This is a genomic window from Pseudomonas sp. Mb7, from assembly GCF_054790525.1.
On the sequence record NZ_CP186501.1, the window covers coordinates 5,992,239 to 6,012,285 of the forward strand.

The 20,047-nt window shown below is 56.6% G+C and carries 22 protein-coding genes and 1 tRNA gene; 11 read left to right on the forward strand and 12 right to left on the reverse strand.

Translation table 11 applies throughout. The features are described from left to right. The 10 genes from ACOYXH_RS27135 to ACOYXH_RS27180 are packed head-to-tail and all read left to right on the forward strand — an operon-like array spanning position 1 to position 9,526. Positions 1 to 1,986 carry a phage tail tape measure protein gene (locus ACOYXH_RS27135; RefSeq protein ID WP_460410084.1) on the forward strand — a complete coding sequence of 662 codons (1,986 nt, stop codon included), beginning with the start codon at positions 1 to 3 and terminating at the stop codon, positions 1,984 to 1,986. After that, positions 1,983 to 2,300 (forward strand): DUF2590 family protein, encoded by a 318-nt coding sequence (locus ACOYXH_RS27140; protein ID WP_116256727.1) that lies wholly within the window; start codon positions 1,983 to 1,985, stop codon positions 2,298 to 2,300. The genes ACOYXH_RS27135 and ACOYXH_RS27140 overlap by 4 nt, the downstream gene beginning before the upstream one ends. Continuing rightward, entirely contained in the window at positions 2,297 to 3,472 is a 1,176-nt protein-coding gene (locus ACOYXH_RS27145) for a baseplate J/gp47 family protein (protein ID WP_460410085.1), read from the forward strand. Before ACOYXH_RS27140 ends, ACOYXH_RS27145 begins: the two co-directional genes overlap by 4 nt. Continuing rightward, the gene (locus tag ACOYXH_RS27150) at positions 3,469 to 3,993 is read left to right on the forward strand and encodes a phage tail protein (protein WP_141127504.1); all 525 of its coding nucleotides are present in this window, start codon (positions 3,469 to 3,471) and stop codon (positions 3,991 to 3,993) included. Before ACOYXH_RS27145 ends, ACOYXH_RS27150 begins: the two co-directional genes overlap by 4 nt. Before the next feature lie 9 nt (positions 3,994 to 4,002). Further along, on the forward strand, positions 4,003 to 5,700 hold the full coding sequence (locus tag ACOYXH_RS27155) for a phage tail-collar fiber domain-containing protein (RefSeq protein WP_460410086.1): 1,698 nt from the start codon (positions 4,003 to 4,005) through the stop codon (positions 5,698 to 5,700). 8 nt (positions 5,701 to 5,708) lie between these two features. Further along, entirely contained in the window at positions 5,709 to 6,416 is a 708-nt protein-coding gene (locus ACOYXH_RS27160; RefSeq protein ID WP_460410087.1) for a DUF4376 domain-containing protein, read from the forward strand. Continuing rightward, entirely contained in the window at positions 6,413 to 7,336 is a 924-nt protein-coding gene (locus ACOYXH_RS27165) for a hypothetical protein (protein ID WP_460410088.1), read from the forward strand. The genes ACOYXH_RS27160 and ACOYXH_RS27165 overlap by 4 nt, the downstream gene beginning before the upstream one ends. After that, the gene (locus ACOYXH_RS27170; RefSeq protein WP_460410089.1) at positions 7,333 to 7,881 is read left to right on the forward strand and encodes a baseplate complex protein; all 549 of its coding nucleotides are present in this window, start codon (positions 7,333 to 7,335) and stop codon (positions 7,879 to 7,881) included. The genes ACOYXH_RS27165 and ACOYXH_RS27170 overlap by 4 nt, the downstream gene beginning before the upstream one ends. Continuing rightward, positions 7,878 to 8,582: a hypothetical protein gene (locus tag ACOYXH_RS27175; protein WP_460410090.1), complete on the forward strand. Its 705-nt coding sequence runs from the start codon at positions 7,878 to 7,880 to the stop codon at positions 8,580 to 8,582. Before ACOYXH_RS27170 ends, ACOYXH_RS27175 begins: the two co-directional genes overlap by 4 nt. Continuing rightward, positions 8,555 to 9,526 (forward strand): hypothetical protein, encoded by a 972-nt coding sequence (locus ACOYXH_RS27180; protein WP_460410091.1) that lies wholly within the window; start codon positions 8,555 to 8,557, stop codon positions 9,524 to 9,526. The genes ACOYXH_RS27175 and ACOYXH_RS27180 overlap by 28 nt, the downstream gene beginning before the upstream one ends. 748 nt (positions 9,527 to 10,274) lie before the next feature. On the opposite strand, the gene ACOYXH_RS27185 is transcribed toward ACOYXH_RS27180, so the two are convergent. Both ACOYXH_RS27185 and ACOYXH_RS27190 read right to left on the reverse strand, forming a co-directional pair. Then, complete coding sequence (locus ACOYXH_RS27185) at positions 10,275 to 10,571, reverse strand: hypothetical protein (RefSeq protein WP_460410092.1); 297 nt, start codon at positions 10,569 to 10,571, stop codon at positions 10,275 to 10,277. A gap of 8 nt (positions 10,572 to 10,579) precedes the next feature. Next, positions 10,580 to 10,768, reverse strand: coding sequence for a hypothetical protein (locus ACOYXH_RS27190; protein ID WP_460410093.1), 189 nt, complete (start codon positions 10,766 to 10,768; stop codon positions 10,580 to 10,582). Between the two features lie 243 nt (positions 10,769 to 11,011). Here ACOYXH_RS27190 and ACOYXH_RS27195 point away from each other — a divergent pair, with 243 nt between their 5' ends. Then, positions 11,012 to 11,230: a hypothetical protein gene (locus ACOYXH_RS27195; RefSeq protein WP_242208863.1), complete on the forward strand. Its 219-nt coding sequence runs from the start codon at positions 11,012 to 11,014 to the stop codon at positions 11,228 to 11,230. Between the two features lie 461 nt (positions 11,231 to 11,691). Here the strand turns inward: ACOYXH_RS27195 and ACOYXH_RS27200 are convergent, their stop codons facing one another. The 10 genes from ACOYXH_RS27200 to ACOYXH_RS27245 form a co-directional block, all read right to left on the reverse strand. Then, positions 11,692 to 12,063 (reverse strand): hypothetical protein, encoded by a 372-nt coding sequence (locus ACOYXH_RS27200; RefSeq protein ID WP_460410094.1) that lies wholly within the window; start codon positions 12,061 to 12,063, stop codon positions 11,692 to 11,694. Between the two features lie 642 nt (positions 12,064 to 12,705). Next, complete coding sequence (locus ACOYXH_RS27205) at positions 12,706 to 13,380, reverse strand: hypothetical protein (protein ID WP_460410095.1); 675 nt, start codon at positions 13,378 to 13,380, stop codon at positions 12,706 to 12,708. Then, positions 13,377 to 13,712 carry an STAS-like domain-containing protein gene (locus ACOYXH_RS27210; RefSeq protein WP_460410096.1) on the reverse strand — a complete coding sequence of 112 codons (336 nt, stop codon included), beginning with the start codon at positions 13,710 to 13,712 and terminating at the stop codon, positions 13,377 to 13,379. The genes ACOYXH_RS27205 and ACOYXH_RS27210 overlap by 4 nt, the downstream gene beginning before the upstream one ends. Continuing rightward, positions 13,709 to 14,800: a hypothetical protein gene (locus ACOYXH_RS27215; RefSeq protein ID WP_460410097.1), complete on the reverse strand. Its 1,092-nt coding sequence runs from the start codon at positions 14,798 to 14,800 to the stop codon at positions 13,709 to 13,711. The genes ACOYXH_RS27210 and ACOYXH_RS27215 overlap by 4 nt, the downstream gene beginning before the upstream one ends. A gap of 460 nt (positions 14,801 to 15,260) precedes the next feature. Beyond that, positions 15,261 to 15,336: transfer RNA gene (locus ACOYXH_RS27220), tRNA-Thr, on the reverse strand. A 408-nt stretch (positions 15,337 to 15,744) separates the two neighbouring features. Beyond that, positions 15,745 to 17,001 carry a methyltransferase gene (locus ACOYXH_RS27225; protein WP_460410098.1) on the reverse strand — a complete coding sequence of 419 codons (1,257 nt, stop codon included), beginning with the start codon at positions 16,999 to 17,001 and terminating at the stop codon, positions 15,745 to 15,747. Further along, positions 16,982 to 17,671: an ABC transporter permease gene (locus ACOYXH_RS27230; protein WP_095047148.1), complete on the reverse strand. Its 690-nt coding sequence runs from the start codon at positions 17,669 to 17,671 to the stop codon at positions 16,982 to 16,984. Before ACOYXH_RS27230 ends, ACOYXH_RS27225 begins: the two co-directional genes overlap by 20 nt. After that, on the reverse strand, positions 17,671 to 18,363 hold the full coding sequence (locus tag ACOYXH_RS27235; RefSeq protein WP_095047149.1) for an ABC transporter permease: 693 nt from the start codon (positions 18,361 to 18,363) through the stop codon (positions 17,671 to 17,673). The genes ACOYXH_RS27230 and ACOYXH_RS27235 overlap by 1 nt, the downstream gene beginning before the upstream one ends. 78 nt (positions 18,364 to 18,441) lie before the next feature. After that, entirely contained in the window at positions 18,442 to 19,194 is a 753-nt protein-coding gene (locus tag ACOYXH_RS27240; protein ID WP_095047150.1) for an ABC transporter substrate-binding protein, read from the reverse strand. Between the two features lie 13 nt (positions 19,195 to 19,207). Next, positions 19,208 to 19,981, reverse strand: coding sequence for an ABC transporter ATP-binding protein (locus ACOYXH_RS27245; RefSeq protein ID WP_093430016.1), 774 nt, complete (start codon positions 19,979 to 19,981; stop codon positions 19,208 to 19,210). Positions 19,982 to 20,047 lie beyond the last annotated feature (66 nt).

Sequence of the window (20,047 nt, forward strand, 5' to 3'; positions counted from 1 at the left end):
TTGGCAGACCGTAGCGCCAGCCTGGCTTTCATCCTGAGCCTGACCGACAAGGTCACCGCGCCCCTGGGCAAGGTGAAAATGGGCTTTTCCGAGCTTGCGGATCAGAGCGAAAAGCACATCAAGACGATCGGCTTGGGCATGGCCGGCGTGACGGCAGCAGTGGTCGGGATTCGCGAGTCCATGGAACCGGCGCTGGAGGTCAATCGCGCCCTGGGCGACGTCCGATCGTTGGGCGTGGCCGAGGATGCGTTGTCTGCGCTCAATGCCAAGTCGCTGGAATTTGCGGTGAGCTACGGCGAGAAAGCCAAGGATTTTGTGGCCTCGGCTTACCTGATCGAGGGAGCAATCAAGGGGCTTGCCGGCAACCAGCTCGCCACGTTCACCAACACCAGCAACTTGCTGGCGAAGGCCACCAAGTCCGACGCCGAAACCATGGGCGAATACGTCGGCACGCTCTACAACCTGCAGAAGTCCCAAGCGGATGCGATGGGGAAGGGCGCGTGGGTGGAAAAACTCGGCGGGCAAACCGCGCTGGCCGTGCAGTTGTTCCGCACCAGCGGCGCCGCGATGAAAGACGCCTTCAAGGAGGCCGGCGCGATCGCCACCACATCTGGCGTCGACCTTGCCGAACAGATGGCGGTGATCGGCACGCTCAGCAGCACCATGGAGGGCGGCGACGCCGGCGGGCGCTATAAGGCGTTCTTCGAAAACATCGGTGCGGCGTCGGAAAAACTTGGCATGAAGTTCACCGATCAGCAGGGCAAAGTCCTACCGATGATGGCGATTCTGGACAAGCTGCAGGGCAAGTTCGGGGATCTGACCAGCGCGTCGGCCGGGGCCAAGTTAATGGAGGCCTTCGGCGGCGAAGGTGCCCAGGTGATCGGCGCGCTGGCCAAGGACACCGATCGACTGCGCAACGGCATCGAGCAACTGGGCAAGGTGCGCGGTTTGGAAAATGCCGAGCAGATGGCCAGGGCCATGGTCGATCCCTGGCAACAGTGGGCGTCCCTGGTCGAGGTCATGCGTGTGGTGTTTGGCCAGGTGCTAATCCCGGTACTGACACCGTTTATGAACAAGATGGTCGACATCGGGAAAACCCTGGTGCGCTGGTCGCAGCTGTTTCCCAACATCACCCGGGTGATAGGCATCACCGCGCTGACGATCATGGCGATCATTGGCGCCATGTCGTTGTTGACCGTCGTTGTCGGCGTTGCTCGGATGACCTGGCTGGGCCTGTTATCGGTGTGGAAGGTTGTTCAGCTGCTGAACCTGCGCACGGTCGCCGGCTTCGTCCTGCAGAAACTGGCGATCCTGGCGTACATGGCCGTGATCTACACGCTCAGCGCCGGCCTCGCCCTGGTGCGCGGCGCCATGCTGCTGTGGCAGGGCGCGATCTGGCTGGTCAACGCGGCGCTGCTGGCCAACCCGATGGTGTGGATCGTGGTCGGTGTTCTCGCGCTGGTGGCGGTCATTGTCGCGGCGGTTCACTACTGGGACGAATGGACGTCCTCCCTGATGAACACGGCCGCGTTCCAGTTCGTCGCTGACAAGCTCCAGAAACTGTCCGACTGGTTCAACTCCATGGGCGGTTGGTCAGGCATGGCCAAGGCCGCATGGGACAGCATCGTCGGCATTTTCACCAAGGCCGTAAACGGCGTGATCGAGCTGCTGAACAGCATCCCGGGTGTGAACATCGAAGCGCGTTTCGGCGGCATGCCTGAAGTGCCCGGCGTCGATGCCGCGACCAATGCCGCTGACACCGCCAACGCCGCGCAGAAAGCCCAGCAAACCATCAACGCAGCAATCCCCAGCCTTTCGCCGGCGCGCCCTTCGGCGGTGCCGCCCGGCGGCTTGCTGACCAGCATCCAGAACAACAACAGCAGCCAGAACAAGGGCACGCATGTGGAGAACGTGAACATTCACACCGCCAAACCGATGAACCCACTGGAAGTGGAAAACATGGTCGCAATGGCGGTCGGCGGATGAGCGAGTACGTAGACCTGTTGATCGCGAACAACGACCTGGCACTGGATCCGTCACACCAGCCGTTGCTCATCGATGACCGCGCCTGCATCGCCCAGGACATAGCCCACATGATCCGTGATAGCGGGCTGCTGGTGACGCTGGTGGCCGAGCGCGATCGGTTGCGACAGCGCGACTGTATCCAGCAGCTGGAGCTGTTGGTGGAAGACGATCAGCGCCTGGTGCCTGGTACGGCACGCATCACCCAGCAGGAACCAGGTGTGTACCTGGTCACTGCGAAAACCATGAAATTCGGTTCGATTGAGGTAAGTCTGTGAGCCAGGTCGATTTTAAAAAGGTGATCGCCGACGCCGGCATTCCGACCACGGAGGCCGGCTTGAAGGCAGCGTGGGAAAAGGAGGTCGAAGCCCAAGGCGCCAAGGTGGCCAACACCAGCAGTTATTCGCCGTTCTGGCGGGTGATGACGGCGCTGGTGACCAAACCGGTGTTGTGGCTGTTGGATTTTCTGTGTCTGACGGTGCTGCCGAACTTCTTTGTGAAAACCGCGGTGGACGCCTGGCTGGACATGCTCGCCTGGGCGGTGAACGTCGAGCGTAAAGGCGCGACCAAGGCCCGCGGTAAATTGCTGTTTACCAGGGCGCTGCCGGACGGCGTTCTGGAGCTGGAAAAAGGCATTGTGGTGCAGTCCGCCGCCATCAACGGCAACGTGTACCAATTGATTACCACGGCGCCGGCGACGTTCATCGCGGGCCAGCTGCAGCTGGAAGTACCGGTGGAGGCGATCGAATCCGGTAGCGGCTTCAATCTTGCCCCGGGTTACTACGCCATCCTGCCAGTTCCGGTACCGGGCATTGTCCAGGTGGTGAACAAGGACGGTTGGCTGGATTCGCCAGGTGCGGATCCGGAGCCGAACGACCAACTGCGTTTGCGTGTGCGCAACCAGTTCTCGGCGGTAAACCAGTGGCACACCGACGCGGTGTATCGCGCCATGATCTCGGCCTTCCCGGGCGTTCGTCCGGACGGCGTTTACTTTGAACACGGTGCACCGCGTGGGCCGGGCAGTGCAAATGCCTACGTGCTGTTCGACGCTGGTGTGCCAGCGGTGACCTACCTGGAGCAAATCAATTCGCACATCCGCGACTTGGGCAATCACGGCCACGGTGATGATCTGTTGGCCATGGTCATGCCGGAAGTGCCAGTGGGTGTCGTGATGAGCCTCTGGCCGCAACCGAATTTGAGCGCCGAGCAAATCGACTCGCTGAAGGGTGAGATCGAGCTATTCATCCGGGCAGCGTTCAGAGAAAGCACGCCCCGCGACTATCAACCGACGCTCACTTATCCCCAGTCGCGCTTCAGCTTCAGTCGACTCGCGGAGGAACTGCACCAGCAGTTTGCCGATATCGCCTCACTGCGGTTTGCCCCCGGCGTCGACGTCGTCAGTGGTCTGAACATCCCCCGCCTGACGTCGGTAAAGGTGAACCTGCAATGATCAAAATCAAACTGCCGTTCTGGCTCGGTGGCACTGAGCTGTCGAAGCTGGTGGCTGCTGCACAGGCGTGGTGGGAAACCGTCAGCGGCTGGCTGCGCTGGCCTTATTCGCAGATTGATCCTGACACCTGCCACATGAGCATTCTTGAACTGTGGGCCTGGCAACGCGACGTGACGCGCTTTCAAGGCGAACCGGAATCCCTGTTCCGGCTGCGGGTGAAATACGCCTTTATCAACTCCGTCGACGCCGGCAGCACCGCCGGCCTGAAGCGCATTTTTATGCGTCTTGGCGTGGGTTATGTCGAGATCGAGGAGCGCCAGCCCGACCGCGATTGGGACGTCGTGCTGCTCAAATTCAGCAACGCTCAGTTGTCTTTGAACCCTGAACTGTTGCGTGTGCTGATCCAACAGTACGGCCGCACCTGCCGCCGTTATGACTTCGTGACCATCACCCCCGTAGGGCTGCAAATCGCCCTGATCGACTTCAACGACGACCAGCAAACGCTGGTTGCCAGCCTGTAGGAGCGCACTGTGAGCGCCAGTATTACTTTGGCCGGCGAAAGCCAAATCGCCCTGAAACAAGGTCAACAAAAGCCGCTGACCATCACGCGGTTTATCTTCGCCAACGTGCCCGACCTGAATCCTGAAACCCCGGTCGACCGCGCTGCCGGCAAACCGCCGGCGGCGCAGATTGTCCAGGTCTACGACATCCCCAAAGAAAACGCCGGATTCGTGAATCCCAACCAGGTCGTGTACAGCGCCCAGTTGGGGTCGGATATCGGCGACTGGGACTTTAACTGGGTCGGCCTTGAGGATGCGGACGGCCTTCTGTTCGCCGTGTCCTACGTGCCGCTGCAGCAGAAGCGCAAGAACATCCCACCGCAGCAGATCGGCAACAACGTCACCCGAAACTTTCTGGTGGCCTATGACGGTGCCATGCAACTGACCGGCATCACGATTGATGCCAGCACCTGGCAGCATGACTTTACGGTGCGTCTTGCCGGCATCGATGAGCGTGAGCGGCTGAGCAATCGCGATCTGTACGGACGCGCCTGCTTTTTCGGTAACTCGCTGGCATTCGGCAAAGGCGAAAGCGGCTTCCAATTGGGTGCGGGTACGGCTTATATCGAAGGTATCCGGGTTTCACTGGCGAAGGCGCTGCCAATCACCGGCGCTATCCCAGCAGGAAAAATCACCCTCGACGTCTGCCTGGAACGGCAGTTAAGCAATCGGGTAGCGACGTGGAAAGTCGTCTATGGCGAACAGGCCGACTACACCGACGCCGCCGGCGCGCGCCATTACTGCGTGCCGATCGCCCATTACACGTCGCCGACCGCGTTCTGGGATGAGCGCCAGCCGGAGCCAATTGCCGGGCCACTCGTTCAACACTTCGCGGCGCGTGAGGGTGATTACGCAAATCTCCGCGCCCGGGCGACGACCAAAGAAGACGTCGGACTCGGCAACCTGCCCAACGCAAAGAGCGACGACCCAACCACCAACAGTAGCGAGATTCTGGCGACGACCGCCGCGCTGAACAAATTGCAGAAGCAAGTCGGCGACTCGATGACCGGCATGGTTGCCGGCTTCAGCATGTATTCGGCGCCGGCGGGCTGGCTTGCATGCAACGGCGCCGCTATCTCGCGTACTGCATTCGCTGGCCTGTTCGCACGCATCGGCACGCACTACGGGGCAGGTGACGGAACAACCACGTTCAACGTGCCGGACATGCGCGGTCTGTTCCCCCGTGCGTTTGATGACGGTCGCGGCGTCGATCCCGGCCGGGCTTTCGGATCGTTTCAGGACATGGCTCTGCATTTGCACGCTCACACAGCCTCGGCCGCTGCAGTAGGTGATCACTTGCACACCGCTTGGACAGATGCGCAAGGCAACCACGTCCACAGCGCTTGGACTGATGCCCAGGGTAACCATGAACACGGGTTCCGAACTGTCGACAACGGCGCCGGCGTCAACGTTGGTTACCCAGCAGGCGGCAGTGTCTGGACGGAGCTTGAGATCGGCGGCGGGAAGAATGCCGACGGGCGACCGATGCGAACCGACTACCAGGGAAACCACGCACACAACGTCGGCATCGGTGCCGCTGGCCAGCATGCGCACAACGTTGGTGTCAGTGGCGGCGGTGCCCACACCCACGCCGTGACCGTCGCCGCCAATGGTGGTACCGAAACCCGGCCGAAGAACATGGCCCTTTATTACTGCATCAAGTATTGAGATCGAGAATGACTGAAAAACTCGTTTATCAGACCGACTATCTCGGCATCTTTATTGGTGCCGTGAAGGCTGAGGAATCACCGCTGGAAGAGGGCGTGTATCTGATCCCCGGTGGCTGCGTGGAAGCTGCACCACCAGCGGTTCCGGAACACAAAGCCGCGTGGTGGAACGGCAAAGCCTGGCAGCTTGTGGATTACTTCGGCGGCGTCGTGGTGTACAGCACCGACACCGGCGAGCCGCGAACATTGGAAGGTTTCGAAGTGATGCCGGCGGGTTTCACCATGAAGAAGCCCGGGCCTAATCAGGTCTGGAAGAATGGCGAATGGGTAGATGACATCGACGCTGTGCTCGCTGCTCTGCGTGAAAAGAAACTGCAAGCAATCGCTACTGACTGCGCGGCTTACATCGCCGGCGGCTTCAATTCCAGCGCGTTAGGTGAGCCATATCACTACAGCAGCGCGATCGATGACCAGGTGAATTTGAACGGCCAGGTATTGCTGGGCCTGGACGATGTTTACCCATGCTATGACGCTCATCAGGTAATGACTTTCCGGCCGCACACCATCGAACAATTGCAGAAAGTCAGCCTTGACCTGGTGCGCTTCCGGCAGGCGGCGCAGCAGCACGCGGAAACACTGCGCCAGGCTGTGGCAAAGGCGCAGAAAGACAAAAATCTGAAGGCAATGAAAGCCATTACCTGGACGCCGCCGGCATGACCTGGGCACCGGTGACGATGCGCTGGCCGGAGCAGGCCACGCAGTGGATGGTTGGGCTGTCAGCGGCAAAGGATCTGGCAGGTGGCGAACTGGCCAGCACCGCCCAGCGTCTGGCTGGACTGAGCGGCCTGGTCAGCACCAACCCGGGGCCAGTCGGTGACGCCGCCCAAAGTGCGATAGCGTCCGGACGTGCAGCGCTTGCCGAGCAGATGGGTCAGGTTCCGGCGTGCCTGGTGGTGACGCCATTTCAAAGCGGCGTTGGCCAGGGCGCGGGCTATCAGCGCTTTCTGTCAGCGCCCAACGCGCTGGAGCATCTCGCCAAGAAACTGGAAGACGCCAGCGACAGCGGGCGCCCGACCGGGCCGCAATACGCGCTGTCGATCCTGTTCCTGGGCACGCGCCTGGAACAGCTGGCCAGCGGCTTGGCGCGATTCAATGCACTGCTGCCCATCCCTGACCTGGTGCGCACCGAGCGCCGGGCGCAACACCTGCTGAAATTGGAGAGCGAAAAGTGGGAGATCCCCGGCGCCGGACCGTTGCCGCGCTGGCAAGGTTTGCCGCTGGAACGTTGCACCGTGGTCAAAGCCTCCAAACAGTCGATGGCGGGGCAAATAGCCGTGCTGGAAGGCTACGCCGCCGACAGCTCGCCGTTGGCCGATCTTGCAGCGCTGGCAGCGCGCAAGAGCGCCCAGCAGCAGGGACGGGATAAGCAATTGGCTGATCTGAAAGAGTTGCTGGCTGGGGGAAACCCTGACGTCAGCATGCGCGCGCGGTTGATCGGCCCGGGCACTGCCGGCGAACTACGCCGCGAACTGTTGGCCGGCGACGCCCCGGGTCACGAATGGATTCAGTGCGCCGGTCTGCTGTTGGTCGGCAGCAAAGAAGGGCTGAGTTTCGTCCAGGAACTGGTGGGCCTATGACGCTGCTACTCGACGGGCAAAAAGTCCAAGGCAAGAACCTCAAAGTCACGGCCAACCTGCGAATCGAAAGCGGCGATATGTCCGGCCAGACCAGCAACACTGACAAGGCTCACAAAGGCTTCAAGCCTAAGACGCTGGCCGTCTCACTGATGATTCCCTTTGTGGATAAAACCCAGATGACGGATCTGTTGCGCATGGCTGAAGCCACCGCCGGCGGCGGTCAGTTGCATCTGTATCGGATCGTGAACGACACGGCCGAAACCTTCGGCGTGCGTCAGGTTGAGTTCTCCGACGGCGTCAGTGCGCGGGAAGCCGACACCCTGAAAGCCTGGCTTGTGCAATTCACGCTGAGCGAACGCGAATCGAACCCGGAGAGAGTCGAAGGCCGGCGCGCTGGCAACAAGGTAGACGCTCAAGGCGCCCCGGGCAGTACGGTCGGCGAAGGCGGCGCCGGCGACGCAACCAGTGACAACCCCGCGCTGAGCGGCTTTGAAAAAGTGCTGGGACGTGTGGATAAGTGGCTGGGCGGGAGTGAGCAGACGTGAAACTGCACAAGATACTTTCCATCAACGGCGCCCCGATCGCTCTCATCAAGGAGGACGTCAGGCTGGACGCTACCAGCCCCGGCCGAGCGAACTTCACAGTTCAATCCACTGTGCCGCTGAAAGGGCTGGTGACGCTGGATATCGGCTACAACGAGGGCACGCTGCAACGGCACTTTATCGGCTACGTCGAGCGTTGCACGGCCGCCAACGCGGTCGAACAGGTGTTGTTCTGCCGTGAGCTGGCCGCCGTGCTGGCCAACCCGTTGCCGTTGAACCTGCGTCATGTGGATCTGCGCGCCGTGCTGGCACAGGTAAGCGAACAGACCGGGCTTCGCTTTCGTGTTCCCGATCGGCCTTATGCCAGCGTGAAGGCGCCGTATTTCTACAGCCTCGCTGCCGGTTACCAGGCTATGGACAGTTTGGCCCGAGTGTTCAGCATTCCCGACTTCACCTGGCACCAGCTGGGCAATGGTGAAGTGTTCGCCGGCAGTTGGGCCGACAGTTTTTTCGGCGCACGTGCGCCGCTGCAAATTCCCACGGAGCTGTTCGACGGCTACCAGGGCAACCAGAGCGCAATGGTCGCGGCCCTTCCCGGGTTGCGACCAGGTGCAACGATCAACAACGGCGAGCGCATCACCACGGTGGCACTCGCCAATGACCAGATGGCCATCCGATGGACGACGCAATCCGCCGCGCTGTAGAGCGCCAATTCCCCGAACTCACCGGTGGCTATCACCTGCCGCGCTTTGCCCAGGTAACTGCCGTGGCCGACGCGCCGGCGGACGCCGGACTGTGCGATGACTTCCGGCCGCGCTACGCCGTGGACATTGTCGTACTCGGCCCGGATGACGAGCCAGATCCGGCCATGCCGCCGCTCACTGGCGTTCCTCTGCCGCTGCCCACCGGTGGCGAGGAAATGGGCATTTACGCCTTTCCGGAGGAGGGCACGCGGGTCGTGGTGTGCTTCGCCTACGGCCTACCGAACAAGCCCTACATCCAATCGATCTTGCCGCACGGGTTGAGCATGCCAAAGGTGCCGAAAGGGGATCAGGTGTGGCAGCACAGCGAGGCCGCCCAACAACGCGTCGACGCCGACGGCAATTGGCTGCGCCAGACCGATGGCAAGATCCGAGATCAGGCGATCGAGCGCGAAGTTGAAGCCCTGGATAACCGCGAGCAGTTTCAGAGCCACACGCAGACGATCGATGACCATTCGACCGAGACTGTGGGTGGTGTGAAAAAGATCGAGGCGCTGGGTGCGCTCAAGCTGATGTCGGGTGGATCCGCGAGCTTGGCGGCGGTGGACGATCTGCACCAGGCTACCGGCCGGGATCTGAATCTTGTGGTAGGTCAGAAGCACAACGCCACGGTGGGCGGTGATATGCAGGAACGGATTGAAGGGTTGCGCCGAAGTGTGGCCAGCAAAGGGCAGCGTCTACAAGCGCCGAAAAACTGGATCGGTTCGGACAGTGTGAATCTGTTCCAAGTGGTTTGCGACGTACTCGATCTGCTCGAGCAGATGAACGCCCAGATCGCAGCGCACGTTCACGGCGCGAGTCCCGTACCTTCCAACGCGGCAGCGTTCACGGGAAATGGAGCGCGGGCGGCATTGAGTGCGGCAGCGCTGCAGCCCATAACTCAATAGGTCAGAGTTTACTATTGAGAGTGCGCGCATAAATGGTTATGCGGTATTAGTACATAGTTGCGTAGTAACTATGTCAAAGTTTGGTCGTCAGATAGACAGACAGATTTAGTTGCTGTCTACCGTTCGTCGGATTGTTCTTAGTGTTTATAGTGTTTAGGTGGATTGGTGGGGTTTACGCTAAACCGTAAACAGGACTGAGCGGCTCACACTTCAAACCCTCGTGTTTCCGGATCCCGGTGCAAAAAAAATAATGTGACCGGCGACCAGATACGACAAAGCCTGCGTAGACGCAGGCTTTGTTGTGTTCCTAGGATGTGCCGCATTGGCTGTTCCACGTCAGAAAAGCTGTGTTAGCATCCTTCCTAACTACCTAAGGCTGTACTTCTTTGTTACCGGAATCTCAAAGGGTATGGCTCTGTGACAGGCCAGTCAAGCAAGAATACTTGTCAAAAAGCGTTAGTTGTGAGCTTTTCCGAACGTAGGAAATAATCATTATTTAACGAATGATATTGATTAGTTACCTTGTCGGCGGGTTGAGTTGTCAGGTGGGTAGGACACTATCGCAGCTTGTATTAAGTTGCGATCCTATCAACCCTCAGAGCATCTTTATATGAAGATACTTATAAATCGTTACCTGCCTGAAGAAATGATTCGGGCGCTCCAAGCGGCTTATTGGACGATCCGTCTGCTTATTCTCGCTCGGGAAATTTAGGGATATCACCGCAGGGGTCACTGGCCCCTGCGGCTCTTATTCCAGTCGACACCACCAAGACTGTGCATAGGCGCAACCTTCGACGTACTCGATACCACTCAATACGAACCCGGTTACGGCCATTCCCGCCAGAGTTGCGTCAAGCAAAGGTGGCAGCGGATCCGGATCGAGCGGCATTCCAACCTCAACGCGTGCAACATTCGCAGCCCGGCCTAACTCATGACAGTTAGTAGAATTAACCATGACATTGCCCCGGATCGCCGGATAACGGCGCCGTTCCTTCGGATCCAGTGCAACCCCACGTAATCGCATAGGCGTTACAAGCACGTGCATGGGGTCTCCTACTCGTCAGCGTCGAGGTCAAGTAACGACTCAACGGCGTAGGCCAGCGCCGCGTCCGCTAATTCAAGCAATTCGCCAAGTTCATCAGTATCGATCACCTGGCCCTGGTACAGCGCATGCGCTTGCCTGAGCAAAGCTTTGTGATGAGCACCGGGCCTTGCCAGTAACGTCGACTCGTCACGCAGCATGACCCACCATTGATCAACTCCGTGCGTTCCCGAGATAACGACCCTCGCAGATTCTCTATTCATCGGTACTGCCTGCTCATTTCAGATACTGTATATGCAAACAGTATATCGGCATGCATACCGCCTCACATCATTAGGCCGACTGGCGGCAGAGACGGTTTATGGCTCTCTAAGCTAGCAGCGACCAGCGAACCATTCGAAGGATGGGCTAGGCTTCCCGAACCACTTTTCAAGGACGCAACCATGATGGATAACTCGGACTGCAAGATCGCCACAGCGGATGCTCTGACATTGCTCCTACACAACCAGCATGCCCTAGGCGCGGCAATCGAGGAGATCACCAAATGGCTCTCAGAGAGTGGCGCGGCGAATGTTGCAGATAATGCACTCGTCGCCATGGAAGCCATGGACACAAATGCACAAGCGTTAACAGACGCGATCATGCGACTACGGCAGTGTTAGCGAATCTCTAAGCTCTGCACGCGAAATGCTGGAGTTAATGGTGACGCAGCCCTGCGGATACTCAGACTGTTTGCAACAAATCGATCCTCTCTTAAAAAAAAGTGGCGAAAAAGCACTTATCCCCCTCCCGCCGGCGGGCTTTGTGTCCCTTTTTTTTGCAAAGCGGCGTGGCGGTGTAAAGCCCAGCCCCGCCCATGGTCCCAGCGGGGTCTGTGGGACGTTTGGCGGTTTCACTGTTTGAAAGGAATTGAAAAATATTGCTACGAGCGTGCACAACGTGCATTGGTTGGCAGGAGAGGGTGGTGATTCTGAAAGGCCCGGCTGATAAGGGCGGCGCATCGAAAAAGTGAAGAGAATGCCAGTTTTCGTTTTTAGCGCAGATCGGCGAAAGGCAAGCCGTGCATCTGCGCTTTATAGTAACGGAAGCGCTAGGAGCCCCGTCGTGCTTGGGTTGTCCAGTATCAACCTACTGCAGGGTCTTTCACTCTCGCTCCTGCAATCAATTCACTGACTTCGGCGGCATTTAACAGCCGACGATGTTCCGCTTTGACGTTCGAGTGCAGAAGGTCTGTAAGCAGCTTCGCCAGCTTTTGAGCTTTTTCCTCACTCAGCTTTTTGACTGTGCCGGTACGGGCAGACGGTAGAGAGAAGTCGCCTGCGGAGGCTTCGAATGCGTCAAGGAGACCGCTTATATACCCGTTCAAAAACTCTTTTCTGTCATTTAAGACTTTGCTTTCAGGCGCTTCCTGGTAATCCCAATCCACCCGCCAATATCGACCTTCTTTCGATATTTCGATTATCGGGAGTGCTGGGATTTTGGTGACTTGGCGCATGGGTACTCCTGGCAGTTTGAGGAACTGCAGCCAGTCTAAACCGAGCCTGGGGATACGTCATGTAGATGAGATTTGATCTCAGGAACGGGGTGGGCTTTTCAAAAAGAGTAATAAAGGTGATACGGCGGAGAAATGCTCTGGAAGCTCCGGTTTAACTGGGCTTTCGATATCACATGGAAAAGTAATATGAAGTGATATGAAAAGTGATTTTCCCGCCAAACCCCCGGTTTCATTGGGTTTCGTGGTCTTGCAATATCACCTTGTAAAAGAGTAATACGATTACTTCTATATCACTCAAATATCACCTTTTTGGAAATCGCTGAAAGCCTTACAGAACGCGGCCTACAGGTGGATTGGGGAGGGTATATCACCTTTATTACTCTTTTTTTGCAGGGCGGCAAATTTTAGTCATCTTGCTTGTGAGGGGGCGAACTGTAGATCTGTAGATAGCTGTGGGTTGTGAGTCGCAAGCTGTCCCTATTCCGGGATGTTTCGGGCATATGCGTGATCCCGCGGAATGGTGATGGGCATTGCCGCATCTTTCTACCAGCCAAACAGTGGAAGCGGGACTTGGCATGGTTGTGACCGGTTGATAAACGGCTGGGCACATGCAGCGCCGTTAAGATGGCGCTGCTAAGCGCCTTAAGGGGTGGCAACTGGATTAACTTTTTTTTCTGAGAAAAAATCGTAAAGCGGGCGAGTGAACGTTGTGGTGTTTTGCATCAAATCGTAAAGGCAGAACAAGGCCACAGACATGAATACACCAAATAAAAACGCTCCTATATGCTGAGGCCAGTCAGATGGAATAGCTGGGAATCTATTTTCAGGAAAAAAATATGAGTTACAGCTGCTCTCAATATTTTCTATGAGGTCAGAGGATAAATCCCTCATCTCGTAGTAAATGGATGAGAGATCATTTTTTTCTGCCTTAGATATTCCGTCTTGACTCGTTTCAATTTTCGCGACGGTATTCGCTTCGCTTTCAGTGTTGAGCCGCGGTTCAAGATTGATGTCGCGTAAAGTCGAAAGTCTCGAAGGGTCGAGAAGTTCAGTTTTCACGTGAGAGTTGAATTGAACCATTTTCAACTCAATCTGAGTGATCATTCCTGCAAGGCTTGATTCTGTTCGTGCCGGCTGAAAGTTATCCTTTGAAACCTCAGAGTCAAGCCAGTCAGCGATATCATCAATTTTTGAGATGATATAATCCTTCCGCTTGATAGCTTCCGCCCTATGCTTTGAGCGGTGATCTAAATATAGCGTGAACGACCATCCGCACAATAAAATAATCAGTTGAGCTGGAAGGTTTTGAAAGTTCATTGCTGTGCCTTCTCCGCTGCATCTATTCTCTCCGCGATGACATTGTTCATGCTTTTGATCAGGCTATGCGAATATGTTAGCTTTCGCCTAAGCTGCTCACCGGTAAATCCTTCTTCACGAATTAATCCGCCAAAGGCTTCATCTAAAAAGGAGCGGCCATATCTGTTATAGCCGTCGAGAACTACATGAACCTTGTCATACTCTCGGAGCTTTGGAGCGAGCAAATCTTGGCGAAAGGTTTGTCCGCTAGCAGGCCCGTCAGTTGGATAGCGACCATATGGTGTTCTGCTGAAATCATCGACTATAGTAATGATGTACGGTTCTTGGCTCATGATATTTTAATGTTCCACTGAACTAGGGTTCCTGGGAATTTCGTTTTCAGCTTAGCTTCGCCTGAACTCTGATCACTTTGCCGAAATGTATATAACCCATTATTGCTAAATACCCATAATTTACCATCGGGTGTATCGCCTACAAGCGCCATTATACTCTTGCTCCCTTGGCCGTGTTTCTCCATTTTTGTTCCTGTAACATCACCCTGCATAGAGAGGTGAATCAAGCGCTCATCTGGAATGATTGTAGGAATATATATCCCTATTCCGGATTTCAAATATTCTGGAAATAAGTCGACTATCTGTTGGTGATCTGTAGGATGCGTCGATTTTAGCGACGACAGAAACCAAGGACGATCAACAACAGTCTTAGGAATGCCGATGCCATTATCATAGATTGCGAGATACAGTTGGTTGCCAATGGTGGTGCACATTAACCACCATTTTTTTTCTCGATTTCCAGGGTAGGCGTGAAGACCTACATTGTTGATAGTTTCGGAAATGGCATCAGCATATACCCACTCCGTGTCAGGACTCATTGTTTTGTAAATGCGTTTCTGGATGAAATCGATGATTTCTTCCATATGCTCATTGCCAAAACTTGAAATAATGGGGAGGGTCTTGATGTTCTTTAAGTCATACTCAATAGCTTCGCCCGTAATAACTTTGTGAAGATTGGTAGACTTTATCGCGCTATTGACGTGGTGGTGCTTTTTTGACCAGATTATATCTGCTTTGCCTGTGCGCCCTTCCACTGCTCTCTCAATAGCAGCATAGACAAGAACCAATGCTGCTGCAGATACTTTAGAAGTATTGCTGAAGTCTATTAGGCAGTCATTTTTATTCAGGTATCTTTCAATGCGGTTAAGAAATCTTAGTGTTTGCGTATAAGCGCACTTTTTCTTATTTTCTGAGAAGTCGTAGATAGAAATAGAGACCGGGGCAGTGATCAATACTTGATCACCGATCTTTCTTTGCTCTTGGTAGCGGTACGGGTTGTAAACGCGAGACTTCCTGCGGACAGTATTCTCCCACCGTGCTACGCCCACACGATGGGTGATCAGGTTGTCACTACCTAGCTTTTTCATTGATTTGTCCATAAATCAATAGACAGCGGCACCAGCGTGCAGTGTCCCGGATTTTTCGAAATGAGGAGGTTCGATCGGCCACGACCATTTTGGTCATCCCCACAAGGTCTGATGACCGGCTCAAGGCGATAGAAGAAACACTGAACCATGAGGGGCCTTTGCATGGAGTAGGTCGGGCATAAGCAACGCCCTACCATAGCTGTCAGCAAGAGCGGCGGCAATTTCTCATTGTGTGAGAGAGGAAGATTTTGAGTTTGTCGAACAGCGGCTTTTGACGAGGCCATTTTCGATCCTGCTCGCTCAGATCTTCGTCCGGCGTTGCCCTTGCAGAAGAAGGCCAAGAGAGCCTTGAGCAAGATTTGCGGATATGCCGCTGAAATGATTTGTGTGCTTGTTACGTGGGTTGTTACGTAAAGCACATAAACAAAAGGCCTGCATCGCTGCAAGCCCTTGTTTTATATGGTGCCGGCACCAGGAGTCGAACCCGGGACCTACTGATTACAAGTCAGTTGCTCTACCAACTGAGCTATACCGGCGTGTGGGCGACGATTATAGCGATTGGGAAGATCCTGTAAACCCCTGAATTCAGACTATTTTTGCATCGCGGCAAATTAAGCACTGCGCAATGCGTAACGCAGCATTTGTGCCTTACGCACGATAGGGCTGTTTTGCAGGACAGGCAGTGGAGTTTCGGCTTTCGCGAGGGCGAAATTATTCGCTCGGCGAGCGCCATTATTCGGCGGTTATGTCGTTTTGATTGGCAGCTTATGCACAACTGAGAGGCACGAAGTCATACTCAGGCGAGGTTTTGTGAACCCATTCTCATTTTGTTCGCAAATCCCTGTTTTACAGGTTTTTTATTTATGTGAACAAAAAATGACCAGTGTTGTTAAGGCGACGAAACAGGCGCAGATATTGGATCCACGGCAAATCCATCAACAGAGTTATCCACAGGCTGTAACGTTTTGAGCGCGTTCGGCGAGCAGCAGTAAGTTACGCGGTGTGAGTGAGGTGTCGCAAAAGGTGCCGAGGCGTACGACGTATCCCTGTTCTTCGAGGAAAAGCGCCCGATCCAGATTCAGCCAAAGCTCCAGCGGTCGTCGGAACAATCCGCGAAGCAATTCGAGGTTGCGAACTTCGGCCAACCGCTGCCAACCGGCGGCTTCCAGTGTCGACCAATCTGGCGAGCCGATTGTGGATAACTCTTTCAGCGCTGCCAGATCGCGGCAGTAATCGGCGAAGGTTTTGTCCAACCAGGCGCTGGGCAGGGACGGGGTGGGCAGGTATTCGTCTATTCCACGTACTTGCCGTTGCAGCAAATCGAAAGCCAAGCGCCGGGCCATGGAGGTGTCACGCTGACGTCGGACCCGTGCACCGGCGGTGACAGTTTCGCTCATGGGTAGAGCCAGATCTTCGAGCGAGAGCTGTAGGACGGATCGCAAACCGACAGAGGACAACGCCTGGTACTCGTTGCGACTGATGCGGTTGTAACAGCAAGGCGCGATCGCCATTTGCTGGCAGTCGGCAGCGCTGGCCAGTTGCATCAAGCGCACATGCAGATCGCCGCAGGCGTGGAGGGCGACGGGTGTGTGGGCTGCGCTCAATACACTTGAAGCATTCGCTGCCAACACATCCTGCTCGACATGCAGCGCGTGTAAATGATGGCGCTGACTCAACGCCTGACCACTGGCGACCAATGCCGGATCGTATTCAACGCAGGTCAACTGTTGGCCATCACTCAACAACCGCCGGCCCACATGCCCCTTGCCGGAACACCAATCCAGCCAGTGCGTCGGTTGCGAGGAAAAAGACAAACGACTGGCAAACGCTTCAATCTGCTGCCACTTGCGCCCCGGTACATCGACATTCAGCCGATGCCCCGCAGCTTCCAGCGCATGCCCCGGCAACTCACCGACCGCGCTCAGCTCAGCCGACAGCGTCGCCAATGAAGCAAACGGCTGCGGCGCATCGGCCAGATCAGCGGGTTGGTTGTGAGCACTTTCCGCGTCTTCCAGTGAGCGCCCGCGTAGCCACAAGGCCAGCTCCGGGTAGGACGCTTCCCAGGCAAGCGAAAGATGAGTGAACGGACGAGGTTTCCACAGCACCTGATGCGTTGTCAGAAAAGCATCCAGCGCAGTGAAGCGGGCGAGTAACTCCTCGCCCGTCAGCACGCAGGAGGAGTCAACGCCCTTGGCAGGCATCGACGCGCAACCATCGCTCCAGCTGTTTGAATGCCTGAACGAGAACAAACGACATCAGCAGGTAAATGACGCCTGCGGTGAAGAACATATCCACGTGGAGGTAGTTGCGGGCAATGATCGTGCGGGTAATGCCGGTGAGTTCGAGCAAGGTCACCGTGCTCGCCAGAGAACTGGCCTTCAACATCAGGATGACTTCGTTGCTGTAGGCCGGCAGGCCGATGCGCGCGGCGCGCGGCAGGACGATATAGAACAATGCCTTGGCCTTGGACATGCCCAGTGCACGCGCGGCTTCGATCTCGCCCGGCGGGATCGCTTGAATGGCGCCACGCAGGATTTCGGCGATATAGGCGGCAGTATGCAGGGTCATCGTGGCGACAGCGCACCAGAAGGGTTCTCGCAAATACGGCCACATGAAACTGTCGCGTACGGCGTCGAACTGAGCCAGGCCGTAGTAGACCAGAAACAGTTGTACGAGCAACGGAGTGCCACGAAAGAAAAAGATGTAAGCGTAAGGAAATGCGCGAACAAACCAGAGCTTGGAGGAGCGCGCGATGCCCAGAGGAATCGCCAGCAACAACCCGAGAATAACGGCGATGCCCACCAGTTCGAGTGTCAGGACGGCGCCCTGAAAGAACTTCGGCAGCCACTTATAGATGACTTCCCATTCCATTACGTCGTCCTCACGAAGCCACGGGCGGCGCGTTTTTCCATGAAGTGCATGGTGGCCATCGCCAATATGGTCAGGCCCAGATACATGACGGCTGCGACCAGATAGAAGGTGAATGGATGCTTGGCGAAGGTCACGGCGTTCTGCGCATTGCGCATGATTTCTTCCAGGCCGATGACCGACACCAGAGCGGTGTCTTTCATCAGGATCATGAACAGATTGCCCAGGCCGGGCAGGGCGATGCGCCACATCTGCGGCATGATCAACCGGGTGAAGATCCGCCATTTCGACAGGCCCAGGGCCTGACCGGCCTCACGGTGTCCTTTCGGAATGGCCAGGATGGCGCCACGAAATACCTCCGTGGCATAGGCGCCGAAGCACAGTCCGAGTGCGGTTACGCCCGCCACAAAGGGGCTTAGCGCCAGGTCTGGATTGCCAAAGTATTCGCCAATGGCATTCATCGTCTTGACGGTGCCGAGGTAGATCAGCAGAACCCAAAGCAGTTCCGGCACACCACGTACGATGGTCGAGTAGGTTTCGCCAAGCCATTGCAGCGGCTTGTACGGGGAAGTCTTGGCCAAGGCGCCGAGCAGGCCGAGCACCAGTCCCAGGCATAGGGCGGTGAGAGCCAGTTGGACGGTCATCAGCGCGCCGGCAGCGAGGGCCGGGCCGAATCCGTAGAGGTCGATAATCATGGGTTTCTGTTCAAATTGCGGCAGGCAAAGTCGGGAGCCGGCGCCGTGCAATCACGGCGCCAGTCCCACAGGTCAGGATCAATAGATGCTGAACGGGAAGTACTTGTCGTTGATCTTCTTGTAGGTACCGTCGGCGACGATTTCCTTCAGGGCAGCGTTCAGCTTGTTGCGCAGTTCGTTGTCACCCTTGCGCACAGCGATGCCGATCTTGTCGCTTTCTACAACCGGGTCGCCCTTGAACTCGTAGTTCTTGCCCGCGTCGCTTTTCAGCCAGTCGTAGTTGGCGTACTTGTCGGCGAGGATCGCGTCGACACGACCGGACGTCAGGTCGAGGTAGGCGTTTTCCTGGGTGTCATAGAGTTTGACGTTGAGATCGCTGCCGTAGTTGTCTTCCAGCCAGGTGCCGGCCAGCGTGGCACGCTGGGTACCGATGGACTTGCCCTTCAGCGAGTCCTTGTCGGTTTTGAAGTCGACGTTTTTCGGTGCGATGAACTGCAGCTTGTTCGAGTAGTACGGGTCGGTGAAGTCGACCGCGCCCTTGCGTTCGTCGGTGATCGACAGCGAGGAGATCAGGAAGTCGAATTTATTCGCGTTCAGGGCCGGGATGATGCCGTCCCAGTCGGAAGTGACCACGGTGCACTCGACTTTCATCTTCGCGCACAGGGCGTCGCCGATGTCTTTGTCGAAGCCGACCACGTTGCCGCTGGCGTCTTTGTTGTTGAACGGCGGGTAAGCCGCTTCGATGCCCATCTTCAGTGTTTCGGCCATGGCACCGGCGCTGAACGCCAAGGTGACGGCGGCGGCCAGGAAGACCTTTTTAAAATTCTGCATGCATGTTGCTCCGTTAGCGGTTGCTGGACATGAATTGTTTGCAGCGCGCCGAAAGCGGGTTTTCGAACACCTGCTGAGGCGATCCTTGCTCTTCTATAAGGCCCTGATGAAGGAACACCACTTCGCTGGAGACCTGACGGGCGAAACCCATTTCGTGGGTCACGAGCAGCATGGTGCGGCCTTCTTCGGCCAATGCGCGGATGACACTAAGTACTTCCTGAACCATTTCCGGGTCAAGCGCCGAGGTGGGTTCATCGAACAGGATCACCTTCGGTTGCATCGCCAGGGTGCGGGCAATCGCTGCGCGTTGTTGCTGGCCACCGGACAGTTGCGCCGGGTAGGCATGGCGCTTGTCGGCGATGCCGACCTTGGCCAGCAGCGCTTCCGCCACTTCGATGGCTTCGGCCTTGCTCTGGCCGAGCACGCGGCGCGGTGCCTCGATGATGTTGTCGAGGATGCTCATGTGCGGCCACAGATTAAAGTTTTGAAACACAAAACCAATCTCGGAGCGCAGGCGGTTGATCTGTTTGCCGTCGGCGGCAATCAGTTCGCCATTTTTGGCGGATTTGAGCTTGAGTTCTTCGCCGGCCACCAGAATCTGGCCCTGGTGCGGGTTTTCAAGAAGATTGATGCAGCGCAGGAACGTGGACTTGCCGGAACCGGAGGAACCGAGGATCGAGATCACATCGCCGTCGCGTGCGGTCAGCGAGATACCTTTGAGCACCTCAAGCTGTCCGTAGCGTTTATGCAAGTTGCGGATTTCAAGCGCGGGCGTGGCCTCAGCCATGTGCGTTCCTCATATATGTTGCGCTCCTGCTGTTGGATGGCCTTCCTGGCGAGGCGGCCAAGCTAG

Coding starts and splice junctions, on each gene's coding strand:
- ACOYXH_RS27140 (WP_116256727.1), top strand. CDS start 1,983: ATGAGCGAGTACGTAGACCTGTTGATCGCGAACAACGACCTGGCACTG.
- ACOYXH_RS27150 (WP_141127504.1), top strand. CDS start 3,469: ATGATCAAAATCAAACTGCCGTTCTGGCTCGGTGGCACTGAGCTGTCG.
- ACOYXH_RS27160 (WP_460410087.1), top strand. CDS start 5,709: ATGACTGAAAAACTCGTTTATCAGACCGACTATCTCGGCATCTTTATT.
- ACOYXH_RS27165 (WP_460410088.1), top strand. CDS start 6,413: ATGACCTGGGCACCGGTGACGATGCGCTGGCCGGAGCAGGCCACGCAG.
- ACOYXH_RS27170 (WP_460410089.1), top strand. CDS start 7,333: ATGACGCTGCTACTCGACGGGCAAAAAGTCCAAGGCAAGAACCTCAAA.
- ACOYXH_RS27180 (WP_460410091.1), top strand. CDS start 8,555: ATGGACGACGCAATCCGCCGCGCTGTAGAGCGCCAATTCCCCGAACTC.
- ACOYXH_RS27185 (WP_460410092.1), bottom strand. CDS start 10,571: ATGCACGTGCTTGTAACGCCTATGCGATTACGTGGGGTTGCACTGGAT.
- ACOYXH_RS27190 (WP_460410093.1), bottom strand. CDS start 10,768: ATGCTGCGTGACGAGTCGACGTTACTGGCAAGGCCCGGTGCTCATCAC.
- ACOYXH_RS27195 (WP_242208863.1), top strand. CDS start 11,012: ATGATGGATAACTCGGACTGCAAGATCGCCACAGCGGATGCTCTGACA.
- ACOYXH_RS27200 (WP_460410094.1), bottom strand. CDS start 12,063: ATGCGCCAAGTCACCAAAATCCCAGCACTCCCGATAATCGAAATATCG.
- ACOYXH_RS27205 (WP_460410095.1), bottom strand. CDS start 13,380: ATGAACTTTCAAAACCTTCCAGCTCAACTGATTATTTTATTGTGCGGA.
- ACOYXH_RS27210 (WP_460410096.1), bottom strand. CDS start 13,712: ATGAGCCAAGAACCGTACATCATTACTATAGTCGATGATTTCAGCAGA.
- ACOYXH_RS27215 (WP_460410097.1), bottom strand. CDS start 14,800: ATGAAAAAGCTAGGTAGTGACAACCTGATCACCCATCGTGTGGGCGTA.
- ACOYXH_RS27225 (WP_460410098.1), bottom strand. CDS start 17,001: ATGCCTGCCAAGGGCGTTGACTCCTCCTGCGTGCTGACGGGCGAGGAG.
- ACOYXH_RS27230 (WP_095047148.1), bottom strand. CDS start 17,671: ATGGAATGGGAAGTCATCTATAAGTGGCTGCCGAAGTTCTTTCAGGGC.
- ACOYXH_RS27235 (WP_095047149.1), bottom strand. CDS start 18,363: ATGATTATCGACCTCTACGGATTCGGCCCGGCCCTCGCTGCCGGCGCG.
- ACOYXH_RS27240 (WP_095047150.1), bottom strand. CDS start 19,194: ATGCAGAATTTTAAAAAGGTCTTCCTGGCCGCCGCCGTCACCTTGGCG.
- ACOYXH_RS27245 (WP_093430016.1), bottom strand. CDS start 19,981: ATGGCTGAGGCCACGCCCGCGCTTGAAATCCGCAACTTGCATAAACGC.